This is a genomic window from Bradyrhizobium neotropicale (assembly GCF_001641695.1).
GTDB lineage: Bacteria > Pseudomonadota > Alphaproteobacteria > Rhizobiales > Xanthobacteraceae > Bradyrhizobium > Bradyrhizobium neotropicale.
This window is the reverse complement of record NZ_LSEF01000052.1, coordinates 108,173-123,262: the sequence shown is the minus strand read 5'-3', so window position 1 is coordinate 123,262 and position 15,090 is coordinate 108,173. Positions and strand designations below refer to the sequence as shown.

Sequence of the window (15,090 nt, the reverse complement as noted above, 5' to 3'; positions counted from 1 at the left end):
CCTTGTCACGTCGCCTGCGTTTTCTACCATTGAGATTGACTGGGGTCGCCGATCAGGAACGACGGCGATGGCCGTCGGAACTCTCTGTGTCGCAAACCGCGCGACATCCACCACCCTGCGGAGATCATATCCCGCGGCAGGCCAAGCGTGGCGACCTTGGCCGCCAACAGGGGATTCCGCCGGGCGAGCAACCAAAGGACCGATGCGAAGTACCGCAATCGGCCGCCGATCAACGCCCGTCGAAGCAACCACCGGGCGTAGTTGCTGATTCCGCGGTCCAGCAAGGCAATGCGATCGGGATGGCGTGCGGCCATCTCGTCGGCAACCAGCATCCATGAGCGAAACATCCGCGTCATATCGCTGGACATATTGTTCGGCAGGTAGCGGTAGCCGATCTCGTATTCAGGCACCACCGCGAAGTGATAGGTTTCGGCGACGCGGCAATAAAGCAGAAGATCTTCGCAGCCCTGTGCGCCCGATGCCCGGAGGCCGCTTTCGAACCCGTTCGCAGCGACCAGGGCTTCCCTGCGGACCATCGCTGAACTTCCGTTGCCGATGAAGTTGCCTTCAAACAGATAGTCCAGCACCTCGCCTGCATGAAAGACGGGATCGGATTTGACGCTCACACGGCTTTTCGCGTCGATCCAGGCGTACCAGCTATAGACGAGGCCCGTCCTCTCTCCTCCGTCCATCATGGCCTGGAGCTGCCGCTCGATCTTGCCGGGCGCCCACAGATCATCGGCATCGATGAACGCGATGAAATCCGCACGAGCAGCCCGCCATCCGGTATTGCGGGCGGCTGCAACGCCTGCGTTATCCTGCCTCACGATATTGATACGGGGATCGCACTCCGCATGCCTCTCCGCGACGGCAAGCGTGCCGTCGGCGGAGCCATCATCCACCACGATGATCTCGAGCCGTTCGTACGACTGCGATCTGACGCTGCGAAGCGTCTCGTCGATCGTTGCCTCGGCGTTGAAAGCCGGAATGACCACACTGACCAAATACTTACTGGTACTCATTGATACTGCTCCAAGCAGTGCACAAACGCCTTCAAATTACGATCGCCTCTCACTTCGATGCGCGGCAAGTCGAGCAAATTATCAGTCAGCCCGGCAGCCCGGTCGACCGTGTTGAATATGGCTTTATAGCCGCACTCCGCCGCGAGAATTCTGAACCGCTGATCGGTGCAGCCAAATGGAGCGGCAAGCGATGTCGTCGGCCGCCCCAGCCACGTCTCCAGTTGCACGCGGGACCGCAGCAGTTCTTCGGCAAGTTCCGAGCTTGAAAGCCGGTCACTACGGGGATGGCGCGCGAGGTGACTGCCAAACATCGCCCCCTCGCCGGCAAGCGCGACAATCTTGTCGACATCCATCAGTGGCGCAGGCGTTCCGAATGGCCTATCCCATTCGGCCTGCCCGCCAACCAGATCCGTGACAATGAACACCTCCGCGGACAGATCATTGGCTTTCAAGATCGGCCACGCCTGTTCGGCAAAATCCTCATATCCGTCGTCGAAGGTGATCAGCAGCGGCCTGCCCTCAAACGGGTAGTCGTTGGCCACGAACCACGCCAACTGCTCCGAATTGATGGTGTGGTAGCCGTTTCTCCGCAACCACAGCATCTGCTCCGCAAAGGTATCCGGATCGACCCGATAGCGTCCAAGCCCTTCCGGCCCATCGGTCGCAATTCGATGGTACATCAAGACCGGAACGTGCGGTCGTCTTTCCGATTGCAGAACTTCCGATCGCCGCCTGACGGCGCCATTTCGCACGATAAATCGCGCGACCTCTCGTTCGATCGGTGCGCGTATCTGCGTCGTCGTCACCAGCGGATCCGGCGCGGCTTCGCCAGGCTTCGGTCGCCTGTAACGATCGACACGATAGAGCTCGGTTTGTATCGATGCCTCAAGCGCAAGATCGGAACGCTGCATCATTACCCGAGCAATCGTTTCAGCCCCGTAGGAATTCTCCCAATCGAACCCGGTCCGCGACTTTTCGTCCTTCAGGACGAAACTGTGCGCCGTGATCAGATGACCACCGGGACGCAAGGCTTCCGCGATCTTTTGCACGACGAGCGCCAATTCGGCTTCGTCATCCAGGTAGTAAAGCACCTCGGAGCAGCAGATCAGATCCATCGCTTCGGGGAGACGGTCGGCAGACAGATCAAGCTTGAGAAAATCCACATTGCGAATCCCGTTGCATCGCCGACGCGCGCGCTTGAGCGCGGTTGGCGAAATATCGGATGCAAGGAGGTGGCCGACCTGGGGAGCCAACTGCCGGCTAAAATGCCCTTCGGCACATGCTAGTTCGATAGCGCGCTCCGCCGGTTCAACCGGCAGCAAGTCCAGTTGGCGCCGGTACTTCTCCTGCTCATAGGGCGAGCAGTAATTCCAGGGGTCCTCCTTTTGAAAGAACCGTTCCCAGAACAACTCACGTCCAATGTCGCACTGGCTTTCTCCAACGGCATGGCTCTCGCCGCGGCGAGACACCGGCAAGCTTGAAGCTGGCCGCGGCTTGGCTTTACTCCCGACGCTGTCCCGCAACACCCGCAACCGGTGCCGATGACTATCCGCATTGCTGCGCCCCAGTCGCCGAACGCGTCTCATCAACCTGGCCGGCCGGCCCAGATTCCGGGATCGCCAATCCTGCGGGACCCGGATATGCAAATGGGCGAGATGCTCGTGAACAAGCTTCGTCCAGAAACCCAGATCCACCGCGCCGAGCAATCCGACGTCGACCAGGGCCAGGACCTCCGGTCCATCGCTAACGTAGATATAAAGTCGGTCTACATGATTGGGCGGGCTGAATTCCGGAAGCTGCCGAAGGTCGACGCGGAGGCCGAGTGTCAGCGCGAGCTCGCGCGGAGCCGAAAGGTCATCGTAGTCGAGCAGCATGCGCTCAAATCGATACTGGACCTTTCGGGCTTCCGCCGGATCGTTCCAGGCCTGCCCGATCGCGGTGATCAGTTCGGTCACATGCGCGCCAAACTGTGCCCAGCGACTTGCCAGCTTCGCCGGCGTTGCTCGAGCGCCTACCGCAATTGCATCCAGCAGGCAAAAGGCGATCTGATCCGCCGAAGTCGCCGATTGCGGAATGTCGGCGAGGACATTCCTTGAAGGATGGCTCGCGTTCTCGCGACCGCACTCTATGCCCCAGCACCAAAGCGCAAAATAAGCATGTGCTGCCGCCTGCGGTCTGCCGTGAGCGGCACATGCTCCGTTCTTATGCGCCGGCACAGGATTTTTCACCCGTTCGTCGGTCGAAAATCCGCGAGCGATAACAACATTCCCGTCGACCAGCATTTGCCGGACGTCCTTGGATAGGGAATGCTCATTTGCCCGATAATAGCTCAGCAACTCATCGACATGAATCCAGCCGCCGCCCGTTCGCGCGATCCGCTGCCAAAGGTCCCATTCCTCGCACGTACGAAGGCTAGTCTCAAAGCCACCAACGCCCAGCACTGCGCTTTTTTTGACGAGGACACTGTGGACGGCGACCGGACAGCTGCGCGCAAACGCCTCAAACGGATTGATCGCAACCGAGGCATTACTATAGCGAGGCGTTTGGTCGCCATCAGGCATCACGCGACAATGATCGCAGCAAGCGGCGATCGCCGAAGGATTTTCATCCAGCGCCGCGTTCATTTTCGCCAGAAACTGCTCGTCGATCCAGTCGTCGCTATCGAGGAAAAGAAGCCGCTCTCCGCTTGCGCTGGACAGGCCGACATTGCGGGCCGCCGATACACCCCGCCCATCGGATTGAAGTGCGATGAAACGGGCGTCACGCGCCGTATAGCCGGCAACGATGGCCGGCGTCGCATCGAGAGAGCCATCGTCAACAATCAGCGCTTCCCATTCTGGGTCGGTCTGAGCGAGCAGGCTTTCAAGGGTCCGAGGGATGGTTTTCTCGGCATCCCGAGCGGGGATCACGATCGAGGTAAGAGAAGTGGCCGTCATTTGCGCTTCCCCTCACCGTGATAGAAGCGGAAGCCCGACACACAGCCGGCGATCTCCTCCTTGAGAAAACGATCAGCAACGCGCTTGGGGCCAAACGCTCTGCGGAGCAGCCGATACGAATACCATTTCGGAAGATACAGATACGCGCGAGCCGGATTTTCTGCGAGCCCGGTCCGCTCATATTGCACCAGTAGCGCGGCGACGTGGCCTCGCATGTAATAGTAGATTTGGCTCGCGAGCCCCTCAATCGTCCGTCGGTGGGAATGGAATGCCACTGAGGAAGGTGCGTAGCGGCAGGTGTATCCGCTCGCGAGCAACCGGTACCAGTATTCCGAATCGCCCGAGCAGCCTGCCTGGCCGACGTCGAGACGTTCGTCGAAAAGACCGACCTTTTCAAACACCTCGCGGCGGAACGCCATGCTGGCCCCGGCGCCGATCTCCCACGCGGGGAAAGCGTTCCTTCGATGCGACTTGAAGCATGAACTGTCGAAGTCCTGCTCCCGATAGCCTTTGCCAAATCCCCAGTAGGTCTCGAAATGCCGTTGCGCCTCGGTTGCAAGTTCTGCAGGAAGCACAAGGCCTGTTACAGCAGCCACCTGTGGCTGATCGAATGCGGCCAACAGCCGCTCCAGCCAATGCGGGTGAAGCACCACGTCGTCGTCGGTAAAAGCCACAATGTCGCCGGTGGCACGAAGCACGCCGGTATTGCGGGCGACATCGAGCCCGAGCCTGTCTTCGCGCATGTAGATGACCCCCGCAGCCAACGCAACATCCCGCGTGCGCTGATCCCGCGAGGCGTTGTCAACTACGACGACCTCACGTGGTCGTCGGCTTTGCCTGGGCAACGAAGCAAGGCATGCGGCCAGCTCATCCGGTCGGTCCCGCGTGCAGATCACCACGCTTGCCGAGACAGCAGGCTCGACCTGCCTTCGTAACTCGTCCTCGATTGCCAGCAGATAGTCAGCGTCGATGTGATCAACGCGCGAGCCGATCTGCTGTCCCTCGTGCACCAACACATGGCCGATTGGTCGATCGCCGTGCCAAAACACGGTCATGCCCTCGCGCAATCCTACTGCGGCAATGTCCGCGGGCAGCATCCCCGCGACGTGCGTGACACCCTCGCCTAACGGCAGGTCCGCGATGGAAGCGAGCGTGGCCATCCCGTTACCGCGTCAAACGGGCGGATGACGGTCGCGCCACTCGAGCGCGGTCTTGATGATAAAGTCGATACCGGAATGCTGCGGCCGCCAGCCGAGTTCTCGCTCGGCCTTCGCAAACGAGGCGACGAGCTTGGCGGGATCGCCCGCACGGCGCGGGCCACGGCGCACGACCGGCTTGCACCTGGCGACACGCTCCACGGCCTCGATCAATTCGAGCACGCTGATGCCGACGCCGGTCCCCAGATTGAACACATGCGTGCCACCCCGCTCGATCAGCATTTCGCCTGCAAGCAGATGGGCCCGCGCCAGATCATTGACGTGGATATAGTCTCTGATCGCGCTTCCATCGGGCGTCGGAAAATCCGTGCCCAGAATTGTGAATGGCTGATCTGTTCGGCGCGCGGCCTCGATCGCGAGGGGAATGGCGTGGGTCTCAGGCTCGTGTCGCTCGCCAATTTCGCCCTCCGGATCGGCACCGGCGGCGTTGAAATAGCGCAAGGATACCGAACCGATGCCATAAGCCCTGCCGTAGTCCTCCAGCATCCGCTCGATAATCATCTTCGACCAGCCGTAGGGATTGATCGGCGCCTGCGAATGGCTTTCATTGATGGGGATGTGCCGGGGGACGCCATAACTGGCGCACGTGCTCGAAAACAGGATATGGCGACACCCTGTCGCACGCATGCCATTCAGCAGCGCGAGCGTGCCGGCGGTGTTGTTCTCGTAGTAGATCGCAGGATTTTCAACCGACTCGCCGACATAGGCCAAAGCCGCGAAATGCGCGACGAGATCCGGCTTGTACTTTTCCAGTGTCCCGCCTGCCGCGACCGGATCGCGAATATCGCATTCCACCAGCGGCCCCCAACGCACCGCCTCGCGCCATCCGCGCGAGAGATTGTCGAGCGTCACCACATTCCAGCCAGCCCTGGCGAACGTCTTGCAGCAGTGGGAGCCCACATATCCCGCACCGCCCGTAACCAATACCGTCCTGGTCATGCTGTCTCTCCGGCCCGGTTGCGGTTTGGCACGCCTGCAAATTGTTCACGCAACTGCGCGCCCGGCGAACAAGAGAGGCTTTCGTGCGCGCACGTCATGGCGGGCTGACCTGCGAAAACCGGAAGCGCACTGCACTTTTTAATTTGCCCCGAGATTCGATCGCCCGGCTCCTGTTCACGCACAAAACTTCTTCAGAGTCGCAGTCCGCGATCGCGGACGGGAGACCTGCCTATCGATTCAAAATGCGGCTTCTTCGCGATTGAGCAACAAGCGCGCGCACCACAACACGAACTGATGACTTCGGTTCCAATCTCAGCACGTGACCAGCGAAGAGCTATCCACTCGCGACGCTGCTCGGCTTTGCAGCCACCGAACGAGCAACCTGCATATCGCTTCGGCGCACACCCCTGAGGTTCCGTTGCACAGTCCGGGAACGCCACTGCTCGCTCGCGGACGAGTCGCACGTTTGCGATTCGAGGTTCGCCTGGATCAGCTCGCCTGGAACCTGGGCTCGTTCCCTGGTAAAGGCGCAACATCGCTATGCCTACGTTTGAGGCAGATCCGATCGCGGGTTCCGCCAAGATGCAATGATGTACGGACCCGGACGACTCGTCCACGAACAGTCAATCGAGACGATGATGCTCGCATTGCAGAGCGTCGTTATTGAAAGCGGAGCTTATCGACCGGATGGGTCGGTTTACGGCCTGTCCTGCGCAAGCGCGTCGGTCGGATAAAAGCGCGCCTTGTGCGCCTCGGACAACACCTCTCCAGCCGCCGATTTAACCTGCGCAGTCCATTGGTACACGCCAGGACTGCACGGAGCGAACGTTCGGAATGTTCCCGCCGGCAAAACGCCATCCTCCGGGATCGGCAGTTCCTGCCCGCCCATTTCCCTGACGCCTTGAGTTAGCGTTAGCAACAACATTTTAGCCCCGGCGGGAATGTTGTGAAGATGAAACTCCGGATTTGGAAACAGTGTCACGCACCCCTGGGCCCCACGCCAGGAAAAATCCAGCGTCATCGGATCTGCAAAGGCGCAATGACATCCTGCCAGCCATCCGGCCAACGCAACAGCAATGAACCTAGATGACATAGGGACCCCAAAATCGGATCTGCTCCAAGGGCACGCTGTCTTGCCCGCGCGATCAGACCATTGCAGCACAGGTAACGGACACGCCTGGACGCGCGGTACCAGCGATCCTTCGCGTAGGCACTGCTTACGTGGCTGTTTTGAGGCAAGGACGCATGCCTCGACGACTTGTGAGCACATCGTGTGGTGTCGCTCGCCACTTCCGCCAATTGGCACCGAATTTGAATTCACACCGACACAAGATTTTCTTACTCGTCGAATAGAAGCCGCCATCATGTCTCACTCCGCTGCTGTCCAATATTCGAGCAGAACGTCTTTAAAACACGTGGCCCGCGGGAACATCAAACCGCGTGGCGATCAACAAGGTTCGAAATTGAGGATAATGCAAACCGACGACAGACAACTCCGATCCATCGACGCATGGCTGGCGACCTCGCGTCGCGCGCATTGCCACCACAGTCATCGTGCGGTTGTCGGGTAGCGCTGTCATGAAGATTTTCGTCCACGACTACGCTGGTCATCCGTTCCAGGTCGATCTCAGCCGCGAACTGGCGATCCGGGGACATGAAGTCAGCCACGCCTATTTTCACGGCGACCTTGGCCCGAAGGGCAAGCTCGAGAGATCGCCTGCCGATCCCGATCGCCTGTCGTTTACCGGCGTCAAGCTAACGCGCCCCTACGACAAGGCTTCCTTCGTGCGCCGCAGATTCGACGACGTCGCCTACGGAAAGGCGGTTGCGAAACTGGTGCATTCGGACAAGCCGGACATCGTCATCTCCGGCAATACGCCGACAGAGGCGCAATCGGCCATCGTCAACGCGTGCAAGCAGAGCGGCTCGAAGTTCGTGTTCTGGGTCCAGGATTTCTATAGCGTTGCCGTATCGCAGCTGTTGCGCAAGAAGCTGGGGCCCCCCGGTGCCATGGTCGGAGCCTATTACAGGTTTCTGGAGCGACGACAGTTTCAGAGCTCTGACGCGATCGTCGTCATCACGAATGCCTTCTCGCCGCTTGCAAGCAAGTGGACCGGCACGAAAGACAACGTCTTCGTGATCGAGAATTGGGGTGCACTGAACGATATCGCGCCTCATCCGAAAGACAACGAGTGGGCGCGCCGTCGCGGGCTGCACGACTCGTTCAACTTTCTCTATTCGGGCACGCTTGGACTGAAGCACAATCCCGACCTGCTGGTACAGCTCGCCAAGGCGGTGAAGGGACGCGCCAATGTCGTGACCGTCAGCCAGGGCGTCGGCGTCGCGCATCTCGAGCAGGCCAAGGCCGAGCTCGGGCTGGACAATCTCGTCCTGCTGCCGTTGCAGCCGTTTGCAGATCTTCCCATGGTGCTAGCCACCTCCGATGTCGCCGTTGCGACGATCGAACCGGAAGCAGGAATATTCTCGGTGCCCTCCAAGGTGCAATCCTATTTCTGCGCCGGGCGTCCGGTGCTGCTTGCCGCGCCCAAGGAAAATCTCTCTTCCGATCTGATTCGCCGCAATGGCGCCGGATTGGTCGTTGATCCCGTCGATCAGGCGGCCTTCCTGAAGGCTGCCCTGCGGCTTCTCGACGACGAAGCCTTGAGAGCAAGTGCAGCCGCCAAAGCGAGATCATTTGCGCTCGAAAACTACGACATCAAATTGGTAACCGACCGATTTGAATCGGTATTTGACTATGCAATCGGTTCGAAAGCTACGGAAAGGAACATCTAATGGCGACGAAGAACAAGCCCACAGCTCTTGTCTGCGGTGCGGGTGGTTTCATTGGCGGCCACCTGGTCAAGCGACTGAAGCGTGAAGGCTTCTGGGTGCGTGGCGTCGACCTGAAATTTCCGCCATTCACGGACACCGAGGCCGATGATTTTGTGGTTGGCGATCTTCGTGACCAAAATTTCTGCAAACAGATCACCGACCGGAAGTTCGACGAGGTGTATCAGCTTGCCGCCGACATGGGCGGCGCCGGCTACATCTTTACTGGCGAGCATGATGCCGACGTGATGCACAATTCGGCCACCATCAATCTCAACATGCTCGACGCCTGCCAGAAGCGCAACGTGCGTGGCATGTTCTATTCGTCGTCGGCCTGCATGTATCCGGAACATAACCAGAAGGATCCCGACAATCCGAACTGTGCGGAAGATTCGGCCTATCCGGCGGCGCCCGACAGCGAATACGGCTGGGAGAAGCTGTTTTCGGAGCGACTATATCTCGCCTACAACCGCAACTATGGAATGCGAAACCGCGTCGCGCGCTACCATAACATCTTCGGCCCCGAGGGCACCTGGGAAGGCGGCAAGGAGAAGGCGCCCGCGGCGGTGTGCCGCAAGGTTGCGCAGGCCTCCAATCATGGAGAAGTCGAAATTTGGGGTGATGGCACCCAGACGCGCTCGTTCCTTTATATAGATGAGTGCCTGGAAGGCACCATCCGCCTGACGCGTTCGGACTTTGAAGGTCCGGTCAACGTCGGATCGGAGGAGATGGTCACGATCAACCAGCTTGTCGATATCGTAGCCGATATCGCCGGCAAGAAGATGAACAAGAAGCACATTCCCGGGCCGCTCGGCGTGCGAGGCCGCAACTCGGACAACCGGCTGATCGGCCAGAAGCTCGGCTGGAAGCCGTCCGCAACACTCCGCTCCGGTCTCGAGAAGACCTATGAGTGGATTGAACGGCAGGTTCGCAGCAATACCAGGGCGGCCGCCTGACGGGCGGCCCAGCCCGCCGGAAGGTTCCGCACCGGAGTACGTTCGCGCGGCAGACCAGACGATGGCCGCTACGATCATTTGGAAGGCTCGACAGTGTAATTCGTAGGAGCTTCGCAATGATTGCAGACTTGATCTACGACGTAGGCCTGCACAAGGGTGAGGATGCGGCCTTTTATCTCAAGAAAGGGTTCAAGGTTCTTGGGATCGAAGCCAACCCGGAGCTCGTGCGACACTGCCAGGGGCGATTTCACACCGAAGTCGCGAGCGGGCAGTTGCGGATCATCGAGGGAGCCATTGCATCGGAGTCCGAAGGACCCACGATCACCTTCTACAAGAATTCGGACTCCGTCCTGAGCACCATCGACCAGAACAGGGCTGCGCGAACCGAGAAACTGGGCCACAGGAGTGAACGCATCGTGCTGCCGCGCATCGACGTCGTCGATATCTACCGCTCCTGTGGCGTGCCCTATTTTCTCAAGATCGACGTCGAGGGAGCCGATCAGCTGGTGTTGGAGGGATTGAAGCAGCAACACAACCGCCCTCAATACATCTCTGTCGAGTCCGACAAGGTCGACTTTGGTGAGGTTAAAGCCCAGCTCGGCCTGCTGCGCGAGCTTGGCTACCGGAAATTCAAGGCCGTGCAGCAGCAGCGAATTCCGGGATCGCGGGTTGAGACCAAGGCGCTTGACGGCTCAACGGTCGCGCATGTCTTCGACGCCGGCGCCTCCGGTCCGTTTGGCGAGGATCTCGGCGGGCCGTGGCTGGACTTTGACGGCATCATCCATCGATATCGATCGATATTTCGGGACTATCGGTATTTCGGCGACGACTCCCTGCTGGCCAGGCTTCCTGTTTTGGCTTTGCCGTTCAAGGCGGTCTATAAGCTCTGTACAGGTCAACGCGGCTCGCTGCCCGGATGGTACGATACCCATGCCAGCCTGTAGACCGCACTCCCGGCCACCATTGCAGCCACGTGGGGAACACGGGCTATCATTCTCTCAGCCTCGTACATGCGCAGGACCTGATGGTGGATGCTGATCCGACCAGAGAGATCGAGATATCGATCGTCATCTGCACGCGCAATCGTGCGAGCCGCCTGTCGGGAACACTCGGCGCGCTACGGGCATTGCGCCCCGATCACCGCTATGAGGTGATCTGGGTGGACAACGCATCGACCGACGATACGGCGGCCGTGCTGCAGCGTGAATTAGCCAACGATACGGTCTCGAGATATGTCGTCGGCGAGCGAATAGGACTGGGCGCGGCCCGAAACATTGGCTGGGAAAGCGCGCGCGGCAGGATTGTCGCCTTCACCGATGACGACTGCTATCCGGCGCCAGACTATGTTGACGCCATACTCGCGGCGTTTGCCGATCATCCCGGCGCGGGCGTGATCGGAGGCCGCATTTTGCTGCACAATCCGAACCACGCCAGGATCACGATCGAGGAAAGCGAAGCACCGTGTATCTATCCGAAACGGACCTTTGTCCGGGCCGGAACGCTGCAGGGCGCAAACCTCGCCTTTAGGCGCGAGGCGCTGCGGGCCATTGGCGGCATCGATTCCGAACTCGGCGCGGGCACGCGCTTTCCCTGCGAGGACATTGATGCGGTGACAGCGGTGCTGTGGGCGGGGTTCGACGCCTGCTTCGACCCCCGACCGACCGTGCAGCACGACCATGGCCGCGTCGAAGCGGACGTGCCCGCATTGCTCAATTCCTATGATCGCGGCCGCGGCAGTTTTTATGCCAAATACATCCTGCGGCCCGATACCCGCGCGACCTTCATCCTGCGCTGGCTCAGCTCGACCTGGCGGAGGCGCGACTGGCAAGGACTTCGCACACTCCGGACCGAGCTGCGCACGGCGGGCCAATACGCGATCGCCAAGCGCAGATTTGGCGCGCTTGCCCTCGCCGTCCCTGTGGGCCTTGTCGCGCTGGCACTCCAGTCTGTCGTGTCCTTCGGCTTCTCGTCCGGGCGTCGCCTCTGGGCAACAAAGAGCCGGTGAATTGGCGATGATGCGCGCGACGCGAAGGACATTGCTCAAGGGCTCGGTCGGAATCGCATTGACGACCATCGGCCCGCTGACGGTCTTGGACACGCCGGCTGCGGCGGACGGCGCGTTCTCATTCGGCGACTCCACCATCGCCGTCGTGGATACGACAGTCGGACCAGCAGAGCTCTGGGCAGAAGTGCCCGTCAAGCTCAACGCGCCGACCACCTGCACGATTGTGCTGGAATATGAAACGCTTAACGGGACCGGAACGATTGGGGTTTTGCCGGGCGAGGCGACGAAGGACGCCGATTTCTTCGTTGTCCGCGGCTTCCTCATCTTTCAGCCTGGCGAGCAGGTCAAAGTGGTGAAGATCCGCCTTGTGCGGCCGCTTGAGGCGGGCAAGTCAATCATCTTCCAGATATCGGATTTCGGACATCCGCTTTTCGGCTTTGCGCGCGCCAGCGCAGAGGTAAGACCAGGCGACCTGCCTTCGGTCGCGGCCCCCCATGTCAGTGACGATGTCCCGCTGCCGCCGCTTCCTTCGCACGGCTCGGTGGTCTTCTCCGACCGCCTGCTCGATCGCGATTTTGCGAACGACGAGGGGTATGTCGCTGGCGGCACGCCATGCTGGCAAAGCCGTCTTGCGAGCGGGCGCCGTCTGGATGGCAACAAGGAATTGGGCTACTACGCCGACCCATCGCTAAACCCGGAAACAACAGTGTGGGGAATAGATCCGCTAACGGGCTGCCGCTTCATTCAGGCCGAATACCACCAAGATGGGCTGTCGGATGGGCAAGGAGGCAAACTGGTGCCGGGGTGGCGGATGGAAACGCCGTTCAGGTTTTCCTCTGCGATCGTAACATCGCGTACCCTGTTCAACCGCATTACGCTCAACACCTACGTCGAGTTCAATGTCAGGCTGATGAAAGTTACAGGCAGCTGGCCGGGGCTGTGGCTGTTGCCCGTCAAGCCCGGCTGGCCGCCAGAGATCGATCTCCTCGAGACCTACATCACCGGGGCGCCGCAGTATCGGGAAGACGTCATATTCTCCAGCATTCACTGGAAAGGCGAAAAGGGACCCGACGCCCGCGGCGCGGCGATGCCGCTTGGCCTGATTGAAGAAGGCGTCGATCTTTTTTCCCGGTTCAACCGCTTCGGCTGCTTCATCGGCGAGCAGCAGCTTATCTATTACCTCAACGGCCGGCCCTATTGCGCCATGCCGAACCGGGTCGGCGCCGGGCCATGGTACATGCTGATGGACGTTGCCGTCGGCGGTCCGGCGGGCGAGCCGAACGGTCCTGGCGGCTTCCCCGCCAGAATGTATATCGCTGGCGTAAAGGTCATCCAGTTCTGAACGCTCTTAGAACGAGACGCGGCGCGTCTCGTTCAACGATGAAAATCCCGGCGGATGCGGTCGGCGGCGTCCTCGAGCTTCGACACGGCCTTTGCGAGGGCAACATCTGAGCTGAGCACGGGCTCCATTTCGCTCAGCCGCTGCAATCCGCGCGCGGCGATATGAGGCAGCACGTTGTTGGCCGCTCCGACGGCCAGTTGAACCAGCCCGTTCTTGCTGGACATCCAGTTGCCATCCCTGCCCGTCTTCGAGACCCAGAGGTCGTGCAACGTCGCGGGAAAGGTGGCGTAGGGTTTCAGATCGATCATAAGAGCGCCGGCCCAATCCGACCATTTGAATCGATGCGACCGGTGGAACGGAAGAACCGGCACCCACGGCACCCGTAGCGCATCCGCCACGATGGCTCCGTGCATCGCTTCGGTAATGACAGTGTTCGAAGCCCGGATCATTTCAAGGACGCGATCGACCGGCCAACGCGGATCGATCAGTTCGACATTGGCCAGTTCGCATGCCTTGGGCCAGTTGCCGTTCAATAAGCTCTGCCAATGCGGAATGTAGCTGAACTTGAAACGTTTCGGGACTTCATCCCTCAGGTGGCGATTGACCAGCACTGCCGCATCCGCCGCGACAAGGCGTTCGTCGAGTCCCAACGCTTGCGCAGTCAGCGGTCCTCGCACGCAATAGAGCTTCCAACGGTCGTCGAGTCGAGGAGCCGCAGTGTATTGACCAAATCCCGACCCAAAGACCACTTTCAGGGCCTGTTGCGGATGATGGTCGAACAGGACCGACCCGATCGCCAGAAACAGGGTCAGATCGTCTTCATCAAAGAAGCGCGGAAAGACCTTCGGCATGAGCACATTGTTCAGGTCGTCACCGAAGTTCGGTGCTGTGCTCCGATAGTAGTAGAGTTTCATGATCGCGCCTGACGCAGCATGGTCGAGTAATATTGCATGGCTCCTCCGAACAGAGGCCCAACGGCGGCACCCTTCCTGATCTGTCTGCGGATGTCCCGCGCGATCTCCACGATCGTCGCCGAGGCGTGCGCCGTCAGAAGGTGCTTGGCGTAGACGGCGCCGGCACCGATGTCATAGTAATGTCCGCGCACGAATGCCTCGTCGACAAAACGACCATGATCGTGAGCCACGCTTGGCTGCGGGAAATATCCGCCCGTCCAGCCAGCATATGACGACCTGACAGCAACTTCCCATTCCTCTCCGGCGAACGGCGTACCGGCCCCGAAGTGGGCATCGAACATGCCGGCATCGATCAAACACTGGCGCCTGAACGCCATGTTGGATCCTTGGACAAACCCTCGCTGGATAAAGGTGGACGACGTAAGAATCTTTATCGTGGTACTGGTGTTGCAACCGAGCGGTGACTGCCGTGCATCGTACGGCAGGATTCTCCCAGAACCAAAGCCCAGCCCGGGATCTTGCGCGAATACCGCCTTCCACGCGGACGCAAAATCCCTGTCCGGATAACAATCGTCGTCGATGAACAGGATCACTCCGCCGGAGGACGCCATGATCCCGGTATTTCGGCCCGCTGAATTGCCCGGCTTGGTCTCCTGGATAGCACGCCACAGATTTGGGTTAGCCCGGCAGAACTCCTGCATTGCCGCGAAGGTGCCATCCGTCGAGCCGTTGTCGACCAGCACAACCTCAATGGCGGAAGCGCCGTCCATCGAGCGAATATGATCCAGGCATTTGCCGACGGTCCTCATTCCATTTCGAGAGCACAGGACCAACGTTAGTGCAACTTCATGCATTTCTACTTGCTCTGGCCTTAGTCAGGTTCGAGAACAGAGGAACATAAGACGAGATAGTCGTCGGGTAGCATTATTG

The 15,090-nt window shown here is 60.0% G+C and carries 12 protein-coding genes; 5 read left to right on the top strand and 7 right to left on the bottom strand.

Annotated features, from left to right (window positions below; translation table 11 throughout):
* Positions 1-23: 23 nt before the first annotated feature.
* From AXW67_RS17670 to AXW67_RS17650, 5 genes are all read right to left on the bottom strand, one after another.
* Complete coding sequence (locus tag AXW67_RS17670; RefSeq protein WP_063678885.1) at positions 24-1,022, bottom strand: glycosyltransferase family 2 protein; 999 nt, start codon at positions 1,020-1,022, stop codon at positions 24-26.
* A complete protein-coding gene (locus tag AXW67_RS17665; RefSeq protein ID WP_063678884.1) occupies positions 1,019-3,958 on the bottom strand; it encodes a trifunctional glycosyltransferase/class I SAM-dependent methyltransferase/polysaccharide deacetylase in 2,940 nt (979 codons plus the stop codon). Before AXW67_RS17665 ends, AXW67_RS17670 begins: the two co-directional genes overlap by 4 nt.
* Positions 3,955-5,118: a glycosyltransferase family 2 protein gene (locus AXW67_RS17660; protein ID WP_198024732.1), complete on the bottom strand. Its 1,164-nt coding sequence runs from the start codon at positions 5,116-5,118 to the stop codon at positions 3,955-3,957. Before AXW67_RS17660 ends, AXW67_RS17665 begins: the two co-directional genes overlap by 4 nt.
* Before the next feature lie 12 nt (positions 5,119-5,130).
* Positions 5,131-6,114 carry a UDP-glucose 4-epimerase GalE gene (galE, locus tag AXW67_RS17655; protein ID WP_027552897.1) on the bottom strand — a complete coding sequence of 328 codons (984 nt, stop codon included), beginning with the start codon at positions 6,112-6,114 and terminating at the stop codon, positions 5,131-5,133.
* A gap of 697 nt (positions 6,115-6,811) precedes the next feature.
* Positions 6,812-7,135 (bottom strand): hypothetical protein, encoded by a 324-nt coding sequence (locus AXW67_RS17650; RefSeq protein WP_027552896.1) that lies wholly within the window; start codon positions 7,133-7,135, stop codon positions 6,812-6,814.
* 557 nt (positions 7,136-7,692) lie between these two features.
* Between AXW67_RS17650 and AXW67_RS17645 the strand changes: the two genes are divergently transcribed.
* From AXW67_RS17645 to AXW67_RS17625, 5 genes are all read left to right on the top strand, one after another.
* Positions 7,693-8,907, top strand: a complete 1,215-nt coding sequence (locus tag AXW67_RS17645; protein ID WP_027552895.1) for a glycosyltransferase family 4 protein — start codon at positions 7,693-7,695, stop codon at positions 8,905-8,907.
* A complete protein-coding gene (locus AXW67_RS17640; protein WP_063678883.1) occupies positions 8,907-9,899 on the top strand; it encodes an NAD-dependent epimerase/dehydratase family protein in 993 nt (330 codons plus the stop codon). Before AXW67_RS17645 ends, AXW67_RS17640 begins: the two co-directional genes overlap by 1 nt.
* A gap of 116 nt (positions 9,900-10,015) precedes the next feature.
* Positions 10,016-10,843 (top strand): FkbM family methyltransferase, encoded by an 828-nt coding sequence (locus tag AXW67_RS17635; RefSeq protein ID WP_051310651.1) that lies wholly within the window; start codon positions 10,016-10,018, stop codon positions 10,841-10,843.
* Between the two features lie 80 nt (positions 10,844-10,923).
* Positions 10,924-11,904: a glycosyltransferase family 2 protein gene (locus tag AXW67_RS17630; RefSeq protein ID WP_051310649.1), complete on the top strand. Its 981-nt coding sequence runs from the start codon at positions 10,924-10,926 to the stop codon at positions 11,902-11,904.
* Position 11,905: 1 nt separating this feature from the next.
* Positions 11,906-13,246, top strand: coding sequence for a hypothetical protein (locus AXW67_RS17625; RefSeq protein WP_063678881.1), 1,341 nt, complete (start codon positions 11,906-11,908; stop codon positions 13,244-13,246).
* Positions 13,247-13,278: 32 nt separating this feature from the next.
* Here the strand turns inward: AXW67_RS17625 and AXW67_RS17620 are convergent, their stop codons facing one another.
* Both AXW67_RS17620 and AXW67_RS17615 read right to left on the bottom strand, forming a co-directional pair.
* Positions 13,279-14,160, bottom strand: a complete 882-nt coding sequence (locus AXW67_RS17620; RefSeq protein ID WP_027552892.1) for a polysaccharide pyruvyl transferase family protein — start codon at positions 14,158-14,160, stop codon at positions 13,279-13,281.
* Positions 14,157-15,014 carry a glycosyltransferase family 2 protein gene (locus AXW67_RS17615; protein WP_082907935.1) on the bottom strand — a complete coding sequence of 286 codons (858 nt, stop codon included), beginning with the start codon at positions 15,012-15,014 and terminating at the stop codon, positions 14,157-14,159. The genes AXW67_RS17620 and AXW67_RS17615 overlap by 4 nt, the downstream gene beginning before the upstream one ends.
* Positions 15,015-15,090 lie beyond the last annotated feature (76 nt).